Annotated in this window: 14 protein-coding genes; 8 read left to right on the forward strand and 6 right to left on the reverse strand. The window is 41.3% G+C overall.

Annotated features, from left to right (window positions below; all coding sequences use genetic code 11):
• Positions 1-3 precede the first annotated feature (3 nt).
• From GO495_RS12780 to preA, 3 genes are read left to right on the forward strand one after another with little or no spacing between them, the layout of a single operon-like run.
• The gene (locus GO495_RS12780; protein WP_205691252.1) at positions 4-870 is read left to right on the forward strand and encodes a nitrilase-related carbon-nitrogen hydrolase; all 867 of its coding nucleotides are present in this window, start codon (positions 4-6) and stop codon (positions 868-870) included.
• Positions 871-879: 9 nt separating this feature from the next.
• Positions 880-2,202 carry an NAD(P)-dependent oxidoreductase gene (locus tag GO495_RS12785; RefSeq protein ID WP_157300089.1) on the forward strand — a complete coding sequence of 441 codons (1,323 nt, stop codon included), beginning with the start codon at positions 880-882 and terminating at the stop codon, positions 2,200-2,202.
• Between the two features lie 9 nt (positions 2,203-2,211).
• Positions 2,212-3,480, forward strand: coding sequence for an NAD-dependent dihydropyrimidine dehydrogenase subunit PreA (preA, locus tag GO495_RS12790; RefSeq protein WP_157300090.1), 1,269 nt, complete (start codon positions 2,212-2,214; stop codon positions 3,478-3,480).
• Here preA and GO495_RS12795 read toward each other — a convergent pair whose 3' ends face one another.
• From GO495_RS12795 to GO495_RS12805, 3 genes are all read right to left on the reverse strand, one after another.
• Positions 3,481-4,050, reverse strand: a complete 570-nt coding sequence (locus tag GO495_RS12795) for a hypothetical protein (protein WP_157300091.1) — start codon at positions 4,048-4,050, stop codon at positions 3,481-3,483.
• A gap of 162 nt (positions 4,051-4,212) precedes the next feature.
• Positions 4,213-5,322: a FecR family protein gene (locus tag GO495_RS12800; RefSeq protein ID WP_157300092.1), complete on the reverse strand. Its 1,110-nt coding sequence runs from the start codon at positions 5,320-5,322 to the stop codon at positions 4,213-4,215.
• 53 nt (positions 5,323-5,375) lie between these two features.
• Positions 5,376-5,930 (reverse strand): RNA polymerase sigma factor, encoded by a 555-nt coding sequence (locus GO495_RS12805; RefSeq protein WP_157300093.1) that lies wholly within the window; start codon positions 5,928-5,930, stop codon positions 5,376-5,378.
• 331 nt (positions 5,931-6,261) lie between these two features.
• On the opposite strand from GO495_RS12805, the gene GO495_RS12810 reads away from it, so the two are divergent.
• Both GO495_RS12810 and GO495_RS12815 read left to right on the forward strand, forming a co-directional pair.
• Positions 6,262-9,597 (forward strand): SusC/RagA family TonB-linked outer membrane protein, encoded by a 3,336-nt coding sequence (locus tag GO495_RS12810; protein WP_157300094.1) that lies wholly within the window; start codon positions 6,262-6,264, stop codon positions 9,595-9,597.
• Between the two features lie 49 nt (positions 9,598-9,646).
• Positions 9,647-11,032: a RagB/SusD family nutrient uptake outer membrane protein gene (locus GO495_RS12815; RefSeq protein WP_157300095.1), complete on the forward strand. Its 1,386-nt coding sequence runs from the start codon at positions 9,647-9,649 to the stop codon at positions 11,030-11,032.
• A gap of 49 nt (positions 11,033-11,081) precedes the next feature.
• Here the strand turns inward: GO495_RS12815 and GO495_RS12820 are convergent, their stop codons facing one another.
• From GO495_RS12820 to GO495_RS12830, 3 genes are all read right to left on the reverse strand, one after another.
• On the reverse strand, positions 11,082-11,315 hold the full coding sequence (locus tag GO495_RS12820; protein ID WP_157300096.1) for a hypothetical protein: 234 nt from the start codon (positions 11,313-11,315) through the stop codon (positions 11,082-11,084).
• Between the two features lie 63 nt (positions 11,316-11,378).
• The gene (locus tag GO495_RS12825; RefSeq protein WP_157300097.1) at positions 11,379-11,807 is read right to left on the reverse strand and encodes a MauE/DoxX family redox-associated membrane protein; all 429 of its coding nucleotides are present in this window, start codon (positions 11,805-11,807) and stop codon (positions 11,379-11,381) included.
• Positions 11,808-11,819: 12 nt separating this feature from the next.
• On the reverse strand, positions 11,820-13,109 hold the full coding sequence (locus tag GO495_RS12830) for a serine/threonine protein kinase (RefSeq protein WP_157300098.1): 1,290 nt from the start codon (positions 13,107-13,109) through the stop codon (positions 11,820-11,822).
• A gap of 374 nt (positions 13,110-13,483) precedes the next feature.
• Between GO495_RS12830 and GO495_RS12835 the strand changes: the two genes are divergently transcribed.
• The 3 genes from GO495_RS12835 to GO495_RS12845 are packed head-to-tail and all read left to right on the forward strand — an operon-like array spanning position 13,484 to position 18,749.
• Positions 13,484-15,178, forward strand: coding sequence for an RICIN domain-containing protein (locus tag GO495_RS12835; protein ID WP_157300099.1), 1,695 nt, complete (start codon positions 13,484-13,486; stop codon positions 15,176-15,178).
• Between the two features lie 18 nt (positions 15,179-15,196).
• Complete coding sequence (locus tag GO495_RS12840; protein ID WP_157300100.1) at positions 15,197-16,672, forward strand: RICIN domain-containing protein; 1,476 nt, start codon at positions 15,197-15,199, stop codon at positions 16,670-16,672.
• A 55-nt stretch (positions 16,673-16,727) separates the two neighbouring features.
• Positions 16,728-18,749, forward strand: coding sequence for an SEL1-like repeat protein (locus tag GO495_RS12845; RefSeq protein ID WP_157300101.1), 2,022 nt, complete (start codon positions 16,728-16,730; stop codon positions 18,747-18,749).
• The last annotated feature ends 2 nt before the right edge of the window (positions 18,750-18,751 follow it).

Raw genomic sequence — 18,751 nt, forward strand, 5'->3', positions numbered from 1 at the left:
ACTATGTCGCGTATTATCAAATCAGGATTAATTCAAATGAGCTTGCCTAAAACAGAGGGCGAAGGAACTATTGAGGAGATCAAAGAGGCTATGATTCAAAAACATATTCCGCTGATTGAAGAAGCGGGAAAAAAAGGAGTGCAGATATTGTGTTTACAGGAGATTTTCAATACCCCTTATTTTTGCCCGGGACAGGATAGTAAGTGGTATCAGTCGGCCGAAAGTGTACCCGGAGCAACAACAGACCGTATGGCTGTTTATGCTGCTAAATACAACATGGTGATCATCGTACCGGTATATGAAAAAGAACAGGCCGGCATATTATATAATACGGCTGCTGTTATTGATGCGGATGGTACTTATCTTGGAAAATATCGTAAGAACCATATTCCGCATACTTCCGGTTTCTGGGAGAAATTCTTCTTTAAACCAGGCAACCTGGGTTACCCTGTATTTCAAACGAGGTATGCTAAAGTGGGAGTCTATATTTGCTACGATCGTCATTTTCCGGATGGCGCAAGATGCCTTGGATTAAACGGGGCGGAGATCGTCTATAATCCATCAGCTACAGTAGCTGGTTTATCTCAGTATTTATGGAAACTGGAACAACCTGCACATGCTGCTGCCAACGGTTATTTCATGGGATGTATAAATCGGGTGGGAGAGGAGAAACCCTGGAACCTGGGCAGATTTTATGGCTCTTCTTATTTCGTAGATCCACGCGGACAAATATTCGCCATTGCTTCCGAAGATAAGGACGAGTTGCTGATCGCATCATTTGACCTTGATATGATAGAAGAAGTAAGAAACGTATGGCAGTTCTTTCGTGACAGAAGACCGGAAACCTATGGTAAACTGACAGAACTTTAAATTATTGCTATGGCAATCCGTAATAACAGGCTAACAGCTGATGAATACAAGGAGCAATTCAGCGATATACGTCCGCCATTTGAAACAAATGATGCTGCTTTGGTAGAAGCCAATCGTTGCCTGTATTGTTACGATGCTCCCTGTACAAAAAGTTGTCCTACAGGTATCGATGTCCCTAAGTTTATTAAACAAATCACCACAGAGAATCTCAGAGGCGCTGCCTACACTATATTAGTATCGAACATTATGGGTGGAGGTTGTGCAAAGGTATGCCCGGTAGAGAAATTATGTGAAGGGGCCTGTGTATACAACCTGATGGAAGAAGAGGCAATACCTATAGCCCGGCTGCAGCGATTTGCCACAGAAAGAGCTATACAGGAGCAATGGCCGCTGTTTACAAGAAAACCGTCTACCGGTAAGAAGGTGGCGATAATAGGCGCCGGCCCTTCCGGACTTAGTTGTGCGCATGCATTATCGAGAGAAGGGGTAGATGTAACGATCTATGAAAAGGAAAGTAAAGGTGGTGGATTGATGACCTATGGCATTGCCGCCTATAAGGTTACGCCGCAGTTTTGCCAGGAAGAGGTAGACTATATAACTTCCATTGGCGGTATCGACATAGTATATAACCAGGAGCTGGGAAAGAATATCAGCCTGGAGATCTTACAAAACAGTTATGATGCAGTATATCTCGCATTTGGGGTAGGATTGGCCCGTCAACTGGGAATACCCGGAGAACAGTTACATGGGGTCGTAGATGCCATCAGCTTCATTTATGATATCAGAACAAAAGGCTATCCTGCCATCCCTGTAGGGGACCAGGTGGCGGTAATAGGGATGGGTATGACAGCCATTGATGCAGCTACACAGGCAAAACGGCTGGGAGCTAAAGAGGTGACCCTGGTTTACAGGAGAACACAACAGGAAATGCCCTGTACGGAGGCAGAACTGAATATAGCTAAACTGGATGGTTGTAAGATCGTATGGCTGGCTGCCCCCAAAGAGATAACAGGAGAAGATGGCAAGGCCACTCAACTTGTCTGTAATGTGGTGAAACTGGATGCAGCCGGTATACCGGTAGCTACCGGAGAGATCATCACTTTCGCAGTTGATATGGTGATTAAGGCCGCTGGTCAGATGCCATTTGAAGAACTGGTATCCGGTAATCAGCTGGATAATAATAAGGGCAGGGTAATTATTGATGGTCATAGTACTACCAGTATAAAAGGGGTATTTGCAGGTGGAGATTGTGTGAATGGAGGTAAAGAGGTAGTAGATGCAGTTCAGGCGGGGAAGGATAGCGCAAAAGCAATATTGCAATATTTATTTTAAACTTTTCATATGGCAGATATATCAGCCAATTTTCTCGGTATCAGATCACCTAATCCTTTTTGGCTGGCAAGTGCACCACCAACGGATAAGCAGGTAAACGTACTGCGTGCTTTTGAGGCTGGCTGGGGTGGTGTGGTCTGGAAGACCCTGGGGAGCCAGGTGAAGAATGTATCTTCCCGTTATTCAGCGGTTGATTACAATGGGCGCCGTGTAATGGGGTTTAACAATATTGAACTGATCAGTGACCGTCCGCTGGAAATTAACCTGAAGGAAATCAAAGAGTGTGTGCGGTTGTTTCCCGACCGCGCGATGATTGTTTCACTGATGGCCGACAATGATCGTAACAGCTGGCATGAACTGATTAAGAAAGTGGAGGATACCGGAGCCCATGGGTTGGAGCTGAATTTTGGCTGCCCGCATGGCATGACGGAAAGGGGGATGGGCGCGGCAGTAGGGCAGGACCCTGACATTGCCAGAAAGGTGGTGGAATGGGTGATGGAAGCCGCTACTATTCCTGTTATTACCAAATTAACGCCTAACGTGCATTCTGTAGTGCCTACCGGCAGGGCTGCGGTAGAAGCAGGTACGCATGCATTATCGCTTATCAATACGATTCAATCAGTTACAGGTGTAGACCTGGATACATTTGTGCCTAATCCCAATGTTGGGGGCAAATCTACTTTTGGGGGATATTGCGGGCCTGCTGTTAAGCCTATCGCATTAAAGATGCTCACTACTATTGGTCAGGACAGGGTGACCTCTGCCGTACCCATTTCAGGTATCGGTGGAATCGAAACCTGGAAGGATGCGGTAGAGTTCATGTTGCTGGGAGCTACTACCCTGCAGGTTTGTACAGCTGCCATGAAATATGGCTTCCGTATTATCGAGGATATGTGTGATGGGTTAAACAACTGGATGAACGAAAAAGGGTTTCAAACAATAGATGAGTTTATTGGGAGATCACTTCCTACTTTAACAAACTGGGAAGAGCTGGATATGAACTTTCATATCGTTGCTCATATTAATCAGGATAAATGTATCCATTGCGGGTTATGCTATATTGGATGCGAAGACGGCTCACACCAGGCTATTAACCTGTCGTACGGCAATCCCTACAATACTTACTCTATCAAAGAGGATGAGTGTGTAGGGTGTAATCTGTGTCAGCTCGTTTGCCCTGTTGATAACTGTATTACGATGACAGAACAAAGAAAGGGCGATGAATACCTGAACTGGAAAGAGTTTCAGCGCAGAGGGCTACCTTTAAACGATCATTAATCAAAGATCTACGTTCGCAAACATAAATTCTTCTCTTATGTTATGTACTTCATAGGAATCTACGCACCCGGTCCTGGCTTCTCTTTTCAGATTTTTCCATTCAAGTAATAGTACCTGCTGACCGTAATTCACCAGTTGCTGAATAGCAGCTTCTATTTCCCATCCGTTAGTACGTGTAGTGATAGCTGCCAGTCTTATTTCCTGGATGTAATCAGTCAGTTTCCTGTCCACAGGATTTTTATTATCTAGAAACAATGTGATGAGTGTATACTTTCTTTCCAGTTCTTTTATCAACTGGTGTCTTTCAACCCCCGTTTTGTGATTTTCAACAAAGATGGCTTTATTACATTCCATAGCCATGGAAAGATACTCAGCTATATGCTGACGCAAATCTTCGATATACTTTGCTTTTAACGAAGTAATCTGATTAATATAATTCCTGCGCCTGAGGCTTCTTACACTTACTGCCAAAACAATAATGGAAATCAATATTATTAACAAGATTCCAAAAGTTTTAATAAATTCTCCTGCATCTGATTGCAAAAAGCGGGCAATTGGTGACTGTAACATTAATCTATCTTTTAGTTGGTTGTATAAAAAAAATGGGTTAACAAACAACTGAAAGCGTTTAGTTCTGCTAGTCTACTGCTAAACTAAATAGAAGGTTATTATGAGGAGGACTTATCCTGGTTAAATGAGGGTTTTCATAGAAAAGTTGACAAAAAGAAAGAACTATTTCAGATGAATTTCTTCACCTTGTTTATAAGATGTAATTTCTTTGGTGGCATTTAGTTGGAACAGCAAGTCTTCTATTGGCTTATTACGGTTGTAAGTAATACCTATGAATTTCTTACCGGTTGCGGATTGATCAACAATCAGCTTTGTTCCGGAATACCTGGGCACAGCTTTGGCAATTTCATTGATTGTTACACCATCAGGAAATCTAAAGATCCCTTTTTGCCAGTCCATGATATCCTCCAGGTCAAATGAATTTGTTGTAATGTCCTTTCCGGTGAAGGAGGCAATCCTGCCTGGCTTTAATAAAACACTGTTACCGCCGGCATTCATTTTTACACTTCCTTCAACAAGGGCGACTTTTACAGTGCCACTATCGTAGGTATTCACGTTAAATTCAGTACCAAGCACCTGTACATCGCTGTTGGGCGTATGGACGATAAAAGGTTGCGTATTCCTGGCTATTTTGAAGAATGCTTCTCCTGTAATGCTGACCTCACGTGAATTGCCATGAAACTTCATCGGAAATTCCAGTTTAGATGCAGAGTTAAGGATAACGGTACTTCCATCGCTAAGTATCACCGTATAATCTTTTCCTGAAGGAACAGTTAGCGTACTGGCGGTATAGATTTCGCTGGCTCCCGTATATGTTAATGTTTTATGATTACTACTTAAAAGAAAACCGTTGACGTTCTCTAAAGGCTTGCTTTCCAGATTTATTTTCTTGCTTCCAACAGTCAGCATTATTATATTATCATTTACATTATCACTCATAAATGTGGGTGAATCTGGTTTCATGGAAGAATTGATATAATATAGCAATCCTCCTCCGACAATGAGTATAGTACTGGCAGCAGCAAAAATCTTTATTATTTTGTTGCGCTTCCGTTTCCCGGCGATTGCTATCAACTGATCTGCAGTCGCATAACCTTCTCCGGCAACCTGAGTGCCTTCTGATGCCAGTTCCTTTTTGATATATTCATATTGGAGTCTTACTTCTTCATACTCTGTCTTCAACTTATTCAGCTGAATCTTTTCTTCAGGCGTAATTGATCCTAATATGTCGGCAATAATAAGCGTCTGTATGTCAATAGCGTCTAAATCCATAGTATTATATTATAGACAATGCTAAAGATTAAAAAGTATGAACAGATCGAAATTTATTTTAAGTGGAGTTTGGCGCGCATCAGTTTTAAGGAGGAATATACCTGTGTTTTAACGGTATTAACAGACAGACCTATGAGGTCAGCGACTTCTTTGTGGGATTTTTCTTCGAAGTAAACGAGCTCAAGGGAACGGCGACTCTTTTCGGGTAACATTTTCATCGCATTATTAAGGGTGTCCCTTTGTTCATTATTATTTACATATACGTAAGGATGTTCGAAATTGACGTTCATCCGGCTGTAGCGGAGGTTCCGTTTAGCGTGGTTGGAATTATGTTCTATTTTATTAAGGCTCATATTATGAGCGATCCGGGAGAGATAAAATTTGACAGTTGATTTGATCTCGATCTTGCCTCTCTGCGCCCAAAGAGCCAGGAATACCTCCTGCATCACATCTTCGGCATCAGTCTTATCGTGGAGCACCAGGTAAGCAGTAGTATAGACAACTTCACGATACTTCTCATATATCACTGAGAACGCTTTTCTGTCTCCGGCTTTAATTTGCCGGAATAACTCAAAATCCTCCTGTATCTGCCATTCTTGCACGAGCATATAAAATTTAAGTTACATGACTTCTAAAAGATCCGACTGTCTGGTGCGTCTTAATTTTTTTGTCCGGGGCATATCCGTACGTGGAAATTATTACCGAAATTACCTATTTTTTCAATGTCAAAATGAACAGCCAGGAACTAATTTTTCAGGAAGGAAGGTGAAAAATGCTAAAAGACCGTCCATAGCGGATTACAGGGTAATACCCCCTCTGTAACCCCAAAATGGATAAAAATATTTTTAGAATCGTTCATACTTTTTTAAAATCAGAATTGTCTTATATGGTTGGGGAATTTCAAAAGACACACCCAAAGAAACGGTTCCACGCTTCTCTATGCTAAAAACACCAAAATTTAGTGGTGCATTTTACAACGCACTATGCCTGCTATTTTTCCTGATTGCCAGCGTAATGCCTGCTATGGGGCAAGATAATGTGCCACCGGGTTTGAACAGGCGTATGAATATATCTGTGAGTAATAAACCTCTATTATCAGTACTGCGCAGGGTTTGTAAGAAGGCTGATCTTAATGTAGTAGCTGCAATGACTGTAATTGACGATAAAGTATTATGCAGTATTACAGCACAGAACGAAACAGTGCAGGATATTTTAACCAGGCTGGCAAAGGATAAAGGCCTTACCTGGGTTATTAAAGATGATATGATCATTTTCTCTAAATCATCTGATACTTCTTCTGCTGAAATAGCTGGTCAGTATAAAACCATTTCTGTTAAAGGCCTCATAACAGATGATGAGAATATACCTCTGCCCGGTGCATCCGTTCATATAAATAATACCAGCATAGGTACTGTTTCGGATGAACAGGGTAATTTTGTGTTGAATTGCAACAAAAAATCTCCTCTATTGATCATCACTTATACCGGATATGAGAAACAGCAGGTAGTTGTTTCAACAGGTGATTCTATTCATGTCAGATTATCGAGGTCGGATAATATGCTGGATGAGGTTGTTGCTATCGCTTATGGCAGTACATCCAGGCGATTAAATACAGGCAGTGTAATCAGTATTAAAGAAAAGGAGATCGGTCGGGTGGCAGAGGCCAATCCTTTGGCTGCGTTACAGGGCCGGGTTGCAGGATTACCTATTACTGTATCCAGCGGTGTGGCAGGAACAAGTTACACCATGCAAATTCAGGGACGCAGTTCAATAGATAATGGTTCTGAACCTCTGTTTATTATTGATGGTATACCTATTATTACTCCAGGTAAAAAGATAAATATACTTTCTTCTATTGCCTCTCAAAATTTTGACGACGGTGGAATTAGTTTTTTTAATAACCTTAATCCTGCTGATGTTGAAAGTATAGATGTTTTAAAGGGCGCTGATGCTACGGCCATTTATGGGAGTCGCGGTGCAAACGGTGTAGTATTAATTACTACAAAACGAGGGAAGCCAGGGAAAATGGCTTATAATTTTGATGTTTCCAAAGGTATTAAAGAGGTAGCCCATATGGCTCCATTGCTTTCTATTCCGCAATATCTGAAAATGAGAAATGAGGCATTCTCCAATGATGGAATGAGTCCGGGCTCTATTGCAGGTCATGTTAATTATGCGCCTGATCTCACACTTTGGGATCAGCACAGGGATGTTAATTGGCAGAAATATTTAATAGGAGGTACTGCTCATTCTACAAATGTTAATGCTGCTGTTTCCGGAGGCAATACCAGGACCCAGTATCTTGCAAGTACAGGCTATCATCATGAAACGTCTGTATTTCCTTCGGATATAGGTTACAATAAGGGGACGTTCAACTTTAATTTGAATCATAAGTCTTCAGATTCCAGGTTCTTCCTGGATTTTAACATTAAATATTCCACTGATGACAATAATTTGTATAATGCTGAATTTAATAGTTTTCTTTTGCCTCCTAATGCTCCTGCTTTACGTGATCAGGCAGGCAATTTAAACTGGCAGGAAAATGGGGGTACTTTTAATAACCCTCTTGCCGACCTGCTGAAAAAATATGAGATTAAAACGGATAACTGGTTAGTGAGTTTCAAGCCTGGTTATAAGATAATGAAAGGGCTTATCTTTCGTGCCAATTTTGGGTACGACAAGTTAAATACAAGGGAGCATTCCCAAATACCTATAGCATCACAGAATCCTTATACAAATTCTGTAATAACAGGTACCGCTAATTTCGCCACCAGTAAGTTTAATAACTATATTATTGAGCCACAACTGGATTATTCCGGTGTACTGTTAAAAGGTAAAATAGCGGTCTTATTGGGAGGCTCCTGGCAGCAAAATGATATCTATCATACCAGTGTAAGCGGAGAAGGATATACCAGCGATGCGGAATTAAATTCATTAGCAGGAGCTAATAGCATTATATATCAGCCAGACGAACGTTATTATTACAGATATGCAGCTGTATTCGGACGTTTCAATTATAACTATAAAGACAGGTATATTGCAAATGTATCTGTAAGGAGAGATGGATCAAGTCGCTTTGGACCAAAGAAACCATATGCAACTTTCGGATCTTTCGGAGCGGCATGGATTTTTACAAATGAAACATTTGCAAAAAACTTGCTTCCTTTCCTGAATTTTGGTAAACTGCGTGGTAGCTATGGGATAACCGGTAATGATCAGATAGGGGATTATAAATATCTTGATTTATGGTCGTCATTAGGAGTGCGGCCTTACCAGGGTGTTCCCGGTGTTCAGCCCCAGGCGCTTTTAAATCCGGCTTTTTCCTGGGAAAGAAATAAAAAGTTGGAAGCGGCCATAGAGTTAAGTACTTTACATGACCGGTTACTTTTCTCTATCGCTTATTACAGGAACCGGAGTGACAATCAATTACTGGAGTTTAAATTGCCTTCTCAGACAGGTTTCATCGCTATCACCAGAAATCTGCCGGCAGTTATACTTAATACAGGACTGGAGTTGACCGCAACAATAGATCTGATTAAACATGCCGGGTTTAACTGGACGCTAGATGCGAATTTAACAGTGCCATCCAACAAACTGGTAAGTTATCCCGGTATAGAAAATTCATCTTATTATGCAACTTATGCTGTAGGATATTCTGTAAATGTTATTAAAGGTTACCGGTCAACAGGTGTAGACAGGAATACAGGGCTATACACATTTAAAGATGTAGATAAGGATAATAGATTAACTACCGCAGATCACCAGATTTTAGGAAATTCAGACCCTAAATATTATGGTGGTATAAATAGTTCAACCAGGTTTCATCAATTTCAGGTGGATATTTTGTTAGAATTTAAGAAACAAACAGTACCCAATTATTACTACGCTGCGTTTATCAGTTCTCAGCTACCTGGTTTCGCTTTCAATCAGCCTACGTTGGTACTTGACCGCTGGCAAAACCCCGGCGATGTCAGCAATGTGCAGAAATTTACAGCCATTGCCAGTAGTAGCGCATACGCATTAGCGCAGAATATTCCCTTTTCGGATATTGCATATAGTAATACCGGATATCTGAAGATCAGAAATGTATCTGTTTCTTACACGATGAAAGAGAAAGTTGTAAAATCGTTAAAACTGAAAAGTCTGCATATTTATGTACAGGGGCACAACCTGTTTACTTTTACAGGTTATAACGGATTTGATCCTGAAACTCCCTATTATTTTTCGCTTCCACCGCTTAGAACAATCATGGCAGGGCTGCAGCTTGGTTTCTAAATTGTTACTCATTCCTATGAGTGTCCAGAGATAATAACAAATCATAGTTATGAATTACCGGATTAATTGTATTTTCTGTTTTCTATTAATAGTTGTCACGGGTTGTAAGAAACTCATAGATGTACCTGGGCCGGAAAACCTGACCGAAAGCACAGATGTTTTTAAGAGTGATGCATCTGCTGTTTCTGCGGTTACAGGCATCTATTCAAAAGCCATGTCATCTGCTGTTAGTTTTTTAAACGGAGGCATTACTATTTATACAGGTCTTTCGGCCGATGAACTTATTCAGAATGAAACCAACAGCACTGTTCAGGAATTCTTCATCAATTCGCTTCAACCTTCCAATTCGCTTTTGAGAAAAGATTTATGGGTCAGGGCTTATGATCTTATTTACCAAACGAATGCATGTATAGAAGGTCTCAAGAGCAGCAAATCGTTAACTGAGGCAACCAGGAACCAACTGCTTGGAGAGTCTTACTTCTTAAGAGCGTTTCTATACTTCTATATGGTTAATCTTTTCGGAGACCTGCCTTTGATTATTACGACTGATTATACCACTAATGCGACATTGCCAAGAACGAATGCAACTATTGTAAGATCCCGGATAAAAGCAGATCTTATCAATGCATTAAATTTATTGATCCCTTCCTATCCTTCACCTGATAGGGCAAGAGCCAATAAATGGACGGTATCAGCTATGCTGGCAAAGGTTTATTTGTATGATGATAACTGGCAGGAGGTCGAATCTGCAGCAAGTGCAGTTATTAATTCCGGGTCTTATTCGCTGGAAAAGGATTTAACCCATGTGTTTCTGTACACCAGTAATGAAAGTATCTTTCAAATGATGCCTGTAGCACAAGGATACAATACAACAGAGGGAAACCAATTTATTCCGTCCAGGACATTCGCTGTACCTGCTTATTCTCTTAGTAATTATCTGCTGGGCGTATTTGAGCCTGGTGATAAACGTGTTATCAACTGGATAGGTAGTCAATCGGCGGGAGGTGTGCTATATTCCTTCCCTTATAAATATAAATTGAAAGCCGACTTCTCAGCATCATTTGTTCTCAGGGAATACTATGTGGTACTTCGATTGGCAGAACAATATTTAATCAGGGCAGAGGCAAGGGCAAATCTGGGAAATCTTCCCGGGGCCATCCAGGACCTGGATACTGTGCGTTACAGGGCAGGACTGTCACTCATTGACTCATCTATCAATAAGACAGATTTGCTGGTTGCTATCCAAAAGGAACGTCAGACGGAACTATTTACAGAATGGGGAAATCGCTGGTTTGATCTGAAGAGGACCAAACAGGCAGATCTTGTTTTGAAAAACAGGAAACTTGGATGGAATGCTACAGATACGCTATATCCTATTCCAGGCGCTGAACGTTTGTTAAATCCGAACCTTACCCAAAATGACGGATATAATTAACAGTAGAGAAGAGCATACCTTGTATGCTCTTCTCATCCGACTGGATACATCACTGAAGTTGTTTTACAATAAGAGAGGAAGCATCTGCTGCCCTTAAACAAAATACATCACTGCCAGGGCAGGCTGCTTCAGCATCTGCAGTGGTACCAATCATTTGAGTTACATTATTAATGTCCCTCCAGGTGTGTACTGTTGACGGTTTTGAGCTTGGTTTAGAAGCATATGCTCCGCCAACGCCAATAAGTGCAGCCATCGCTGCAAATGCGAATTTCATTTTTGTCATAACTTAGATTTTGAAGTTACTAATAATAGGTCCCCACCTTTTTTTAATTCCAGTCTATCGGATTTATTCAGTGCTATATCTGTTTTTCTTTATTAAGAAGATTGCCAGTACCCCTGCAAATACAAAGAACAGGTTGAAGAAGAGGTGTTGTGTCCAGCTTAATTCTGTTATTGCACCTCCACAAGCGCAAGGTATTTTTCCAAAAAGATTTAGTTTAATCAAGATGATATATCCCGTAAATAAAATCATCATAGCTGTAGCAATTTTTAATGCCAGCACACGGGTTTTATCCAACATCATCATTAGAGATACGGTAATTTCAGCAATAGGGATTCCCCAAACCAGTAAGGGCGTTAATTTGTCATTAAAGGGCTGCTTATTTATCTGGGAAACGAAGACATTAAACATCATCCATTTACTTGTAGCTGCATACGTAAACATGACAATGAACAGAAAATAAACTGTGTTAATAATTAATCCTCTTTTTTTCATGGTATTTATTTATTAGACCTTAATGAAATCTGCTTTCAACGCATTTATAATTGCAGGTAACGAAGGTCTGTTCTCTGCTACCGGATCCAAACAGCTGACAATTGTCTCCAGAATATTTTCTTCCAGATTCAGGCTGACCAACGCATTATAAATGTTACCAGAAAATTCAAGGCTATTTTGAGGATTCAAAATTATAAAAGCAAGTAATGCTCCTAATGAATAAATATCTTCAGCCGGAGTGGGTGTCAGGCCTGCTTTTTGTTCAGGCGATACAAACCCCGCAGTGCCGAAACCAAAGGCCGGATTGGGTATGCCGGCCGGCATATAGTATGCCAGCTCAAAATCGATAATATATACTTTTTGATCTTTGACAATGAAATTATTAATCTGAATATCTCTGTGTAAATAACCTAGTTGATGAAGGCTGTTTATAATTTCTGTTATCTGTAAAAAATAATTCAATAATTCATTCCTGTTTTTAACAGACAGATTTTTCCAGTTCTGATTACCATGTATAGAGATGATTTTCTGTAAAAGACTTTCTCCTTCTATATATTCTATGATCAGATAATGATCTCTTCCCTTTCTGCAAAAATCTATTACACGTGGAGTAGGTACTTTGCCCTGCAAGGATTCCAGTACGGTCTTTTGCCATTGCAGTTTATGAAAGGACTGCCGTTTGAATTTGTCTGTGAATGATCCTGCACGTGCCTGTTTGATAATACAGGGCGTGAATGATAAGCCTTTCAGACTCACGCCTAAGTTAATATCCCCTTTAGGGCTAAACTTCAATAACCGGATTGGAACATAATAATTCCCAATTATACCCTTCCTTTTTTTGATACGATAAATCTTAGGTATTTTAAATGCGATGCTTTCAGTAGTGTATAATACTTTCCCTATCCGGATACAATCACCTATTATAATACCTTCAAACTCAGTGGTGACCAGTTCCAGTTCTTCTGCCAGTAATGCAGCCTGTTTATCCGAAGAAGGATAAATCATAAAGACCTTGCCGGCATCACTCGTACCGAATGCAAACCCATTATTTAAATCGAAGAGATGACTATTTTGTAATAGTCTGAATGGTGCATTATACGCCTGCAGCAAGGGTGCTACATTGTGAATTAATTTTTCCGCATCCTGCGATAGCACAGAGATATAGAGGATTCCACTATTAGCAGAATCACAATTCCCTATTTCCAGCCATGGATCATTGATACGGTATGAAATACCGAATTTCAACAAAAATTTCCCATAGGCAACTATTTCAGTGGTACAATGAGGATGCCCGTTGTTCATATTTAAAATGAATTTCGCAGACTATGTCATAAGTATTAAATCAGAAATGTATTTCCCCAGTTTACGTTTGTTAAATCAATGCAGTTGTTTGCATAATAATATGATGTGCTTAATGAGACTACTCAAACATTTTGCTCCCCCCTCATGTGACAGTCTTGCTTCAACGAACATACGGATTTTATAACAAGACAAGTTCAAAAATGTTCACAATAATTTAATTCAAAATTTACGACTGATCGTAATCGTGTCATAAATATACGAAATGGAGTAAAAATAGTTTTCTGTATATCACTGGTTAATAATTAATTATTGCATGGCACATGCTTTGACAACACTGGATGAATTTATAATAACCATTATTCATTAATTATCTTATGAGAAAAACCAATTTACTGTACTTAGTACTAGTACTCGCATTGTTTAGTTGTACCAGGAAGGACGCTTCTTTTGAAAAACCAGCTCAGTTAGCCGTTACACCAGCAATTTCTCCGGAGGGAGATGTAGTAGGAAAGGTGACCGTTGGTTACCAGGGTTGGTTCACAGCACCGGGTGACGGGTCCGCTGTTAATGATTGGACACATCAGAATCTCGACATGTGGCCTGATATGCGTGAATATACTACTACTTATCAGACCAGCGCAGGTAATCTTGGAAATGGACAACCTGCTAAAATGTTCTCCTCTTATGATCAGTCAACAGTTAATCTGCATTTCCAATGGATGCAGCAGAATGGTATTGATGCTGCGGCATTGCAACGTTTCAGCGGAGAACTTAGTGACCCGAGGTTTAAATCCATGAGGGACGGAATGGCCCAGAAGGTGAGGAGTGCCGCGGAAGCAACCGGAAGAAAGTTTTATATCATGTATGATATATCCGGTCACCAGGATATGCAGACTGTTTTAAAAACTGACTGGGTCAATACAATCCAGGGCACACTCGATTTGTTATCATCCCCCGCCTATGCAAAACAAAACGGAAAACCTGTAGTTTGCATATTCGGCATGGGATATAAAGGAGCTCCGGCTCAGGGGCCCGGCGATTCTGCTGCCTGCCTGGATGTGGTGAACTGGTTCAAAAACCAGGGATGTTATGTGATAGGTAGCGTTCCTATGGACTGGCGTACGCCTAACACGTTTTCCAGGGATAATTTTTCTACTGTTTACAGTTCGTTTAATATGTTGGCTCCATGGGCGGTCGCTGCTCAGGTGGTTGCTTCTTATCAGCCATGGATACAGGGCGATTATGATTATTGTACAGCGCATGGTATGGACTATCAGCCAATTGCTTACCCCGGATTTTCTTTCCATAATTCTGAGGCAGGAAGCGCTTTAAATCTGATTCCCAGAAATCATGGTGACTTTCTGTGGGCACAGGTGGCCGTGATGAAAACCGTAGGAGTGAAGAGCTTGTACATAGCCATGTTCGATGAGATGAATGAAGGTACTGCCATATTCAAAGTGGCAGAGAATGCTTCACAGGCTCCTACCGATAAATCGTATGTGAATCTTGATCAGGACGGGGTAGCCGTTTCATCTGATTTTTACCTGCGCCTGGTGAACGATGCGGGTAGAATGATTAAAGGTTTGATCCCTTATCAGGCAACCCATCCTACTCAGCATATAATAGGCGGGGCTGGCCCACTGGCAGACGGTACCTATAAAATCATTAACCGGAATAGCGGAATGGCGCTTGACGTAGTGGCTCAACTGACTGCCAATGGCAGTGCTATTCAACAGTGGGGCTATAATGGCGGCAGTAACCAGCGCTGGGTATTAACCAGTCTGGGTGGCGATCATTACAAAATTACGGGTGTACAAAGCGGACGTTCGTTGCATGTAACAGGGGACGATATTACAGATGGTGCCAGGATCCAGTTGTATGATTATACCGGTAGTACAAGTGAGCAATGGATTATCACTCCTGCAACGGGTGGTTACTATTTTATCCAGGGGGTACAAAGTGGAAAGGTGATTAATGTGCCGAGGCAGTCAACCGAAGCTGGTACATTAATCGAGCAGTGGACCAATGATGGTGGCGCTAATCAGCAATGGTTAATCCAGATCCCCTAATTAATAAAACGAACGGAAATGAGAATAAGAAATTTAATGCTTTTGATAGTGGTTTCTTTTTTGCTGAATAGTTGTGCTAAAAAAGAACTCATCAGAATAGATAATAAATTGGCGGTGGTGGCAAACGCATCAACTGTCAGTGGTAGCCTCGGAGATACAAATATCAAATATTTCGGCCGCTGGGATTTTACTGATGCCAGTCAATATATCAGTTACTGGGGTGGTGCTTATATCAAAGTGAACTTTACCGGAACAACGGTGAAAATTAAGGTTGGTAATACGAGCAATTTCTATGCAAAGATCGATAATGGACCCTGGGTCAGTTATAATCAGTCCGGAGGTACCATTAATCTGACAGCTGTGCCGCTTGCCGGTGGCACGCATTCTTTGAGCGTTGCACAAGGACGGGATTACGATTACTTATTTAATTTTCAGGGACTGATCCTGGATGCGGGAGCCGTGACAAGTGCACCAACAGCATTAACAAGCCTCATAGAATATATCGGGGATTCTATTACAGCGGGATATCTTGATGAGCAAACGAATGTATCGGACTATGCCTGGGTTTGTTCTGAGAACCTGAATACCGAGCACACCCAGATCGCTTATCCGGGCATCTGGTTAATGGGAGGTATGGATACACAGTATTTTAAACTACAGACGCCCAATTATCCTTCGTCTCCGGCCTGGGACTTTACACGATATACGCCCGATCTTATAGTAATCAATCTTGGTACAAATGATAATCCAAGTGTGATCAGCGACAGCGTATTTCAAAAAGGGTATATCAGTTTCCTGACTAACATCCGGACTAAATTCCCTCAGGCGGAAATATTTGTATTACGTACATTCCTGGGATTATGGGCATCTCCTACATCTGCAGCAGTGAGTGCCAGAAATGCGGCAGGAGATAGCAGGGTGCATTATATTAATACACAAGGATGGTTGGCGCAGAACACCAGTGATTATCTGCCGGATAACCTGCACCCCAGTGTTAGTGGTCATATCAAAGCAGCTAATCTTTTACAGCCCATTCTTGCGCCTTATATTAATGGTAACCAGACTATCCCCAACGGGACCTATAAGATCATTAACAGGAACAGTGGGCTTGCTTTAGATGCTGCCGGTCAGGGTACCGTGAACGGCACACCTGTTCAGCAATGGAATTATAATGGTGGCGGCAACCAGCAATGGACCGTAAAGAATCTGGGCAACAATCAATATGAGATCAGCGGTGTGCAAAGCGGGAAATCATTGGATGTAAAAGGAGAATCCGTTCTGGACGGAGCTGCTATACAGTTATATGATTACTCAGGCGGTAATCATCAGAAATGGGTTATTACACCTGCTTCTGCAGGTTATTACACTATTACAAGTGTGCAAAGCGGGAAAGTGGCTGAGGTGGCAGCTCAATCTACAGTAGCTGGTGCAATGGTAAACCAGTATACAAGTAACGGTGGGAATCACCAGCAATGGGCTTTCCAAACGCCTTAAAATTTCCTTTTGGCTCCGGTAGTTATCTACCGGAGCCATTTCTTACCTTTGCGTCATGTCGCACAGAGTTTATCTATATAATGTTAGCACCCCTTCAACCGCACAGGACAATGATAAAATGATAATGGAATGGGGGTATGAGATGCCGCTGTTATTACAACCATTGCTGATAAACGGAGCGTTCATTTCAGGCAATAATTATAATAATCATACGGACAGTAATGCAGGATTGTATTATAATGCTCAACCAGGGATCGAGAACCTGAAACGGTTTTACAATTTCCTGGAGAAGCAGGAATCAATCATTACAGATAAAGCAGCTTTCTCAGCAGCTAAAAATAACCTGTTCAAATACCTGGATAACCTGGAACATCCCTATTTTAATCTGGATATGTGGGACGTGTTCAATATGGAGGAAACGCCGCATGAAGACCAGGCTGCAATATGGCAGGCTGATATCGCATTTAATAATGAGGTGATCACCAGGGCCATCGATAACAACGATATCTCCCTGTTGTCTTATAAAGAGTTAAAGAATGTAAGTCTGGCCTTCCAGACATTGGCAGATCTGCTTAATTACGAAGGATATCATTATGGATGGGCACATATTTATGAAGAAATACCTACTGTAGAAATCTACCAGGAAGATGAGTTATGGGGATTAAAAGGACCCGACGGTGAAGTGCTGTTAAGTCCGCAGTTTGATGAATTCTATGAGTTTAGTATGCAAGACCTTGCTGTGGTGATGAAGGACGGGAAATACGGATATGTACATACTTCCGGCAAGATCGTGATCCCCCTGGAATGGGACGACGCATACGACTTTGAATATTCATACCTGGCAATTGTTAAAAAGAATGATCTTTTTGGACTGGTCAATTTGTCGGGCAGGGTAGTAGCCCCACCTGAATATGAGGATATTGAAAACTTTGGAAACGAGGGATGTTTTATTGTACAGAAAAATGGGAAGTGGGGAATGCTGGATAAAGATGGTAAAGTAATCCTCAATGCGGAATATGAAAAAATAATGCCGCTGCATGAGAATGTATTTATCATGCAGAAAAATAACTTATGGATTATTGCTGATTCACCTGCGCATAAACTGAGTGATGATTTGTTTGATCTCGTAGTTAGCAAAGCTCCTCATCAGGGATTTGCTTATGCCTTTAAGGGTAAGGATGTTTATCTGGTAGATAAATATGGGTTATCCAGAGCTAATAAGGATCTTGTACAGCAGGATGCAGGAAGTGAATACTACCATTATTATTATGACGATACAGTACGCGACCGGCTGCTGGCTTATGCTGCTTCTCCTGATGAGGGTACAGTCATCGATGCATATACTCCCGTAGAAGACCTGTATAACATCGGAGTAGATGCTTATAACAGTCAGGACTACCAATCGGCTATTCATTATTATACGCTTGCAGCTGAAAAGGGATATGGGTATGCCATGAATAACCTGGCGCATATTTATTATATGGTAGATGATTATATTGACCATGACAAAGCCTTTCACTGGTATGAAAAAGGAGCGGCCGCAGGCAATACGAATGCGATAAACGGATTGAGCCTGTGTTATCAGAACGGTATAGGTACTATCCCCGACAGGGATAAAGCAATCTCCCTGTTACAACAGGCGGCTGATGATGGACTGGCGGTAGCCCATAATAATCTTGGTTTCTTATATTTTGATAATGATCCCGATCAGGCATTGTATCATTATCAGCAGGCAGAAGAACTGGGAGAGCCGGATTACGGATGGCTGGGTTATATGTATGAGGGAAAAGAGGATTTTGAGAAAGCCATTGAATATTACCGGAAGGATGAAACTGAAATCGGGGCCTATAACCTGGGTAATCTTTACCGGAAAGGATTAGGAACGATGAAGGATATAAAAGCTGCTATAGGCTACTTTAATACTGCTGTGGAAGGAGGGTATGATACTGCTCATATCGAACTGGCCCGGATATATCTGTTTGAAGACGGCTTTACTGATACAGCGCAGGCTGCAAGACATCTTACAGCAGCTGAAGAAGCCGGTCTGGAAATTCCTGATGATCTGAAAACGATATGATT

It is taken from the genome of Chitinophaga oryziterrae, from assembly GCF_009758125.1.
Lineage (GTDB): Bacteria > Bacteroidota > Bacteroidia > Chitinophagales > Chitinophagaceae > Chitinophaga > Chitinophaga oryziterrae.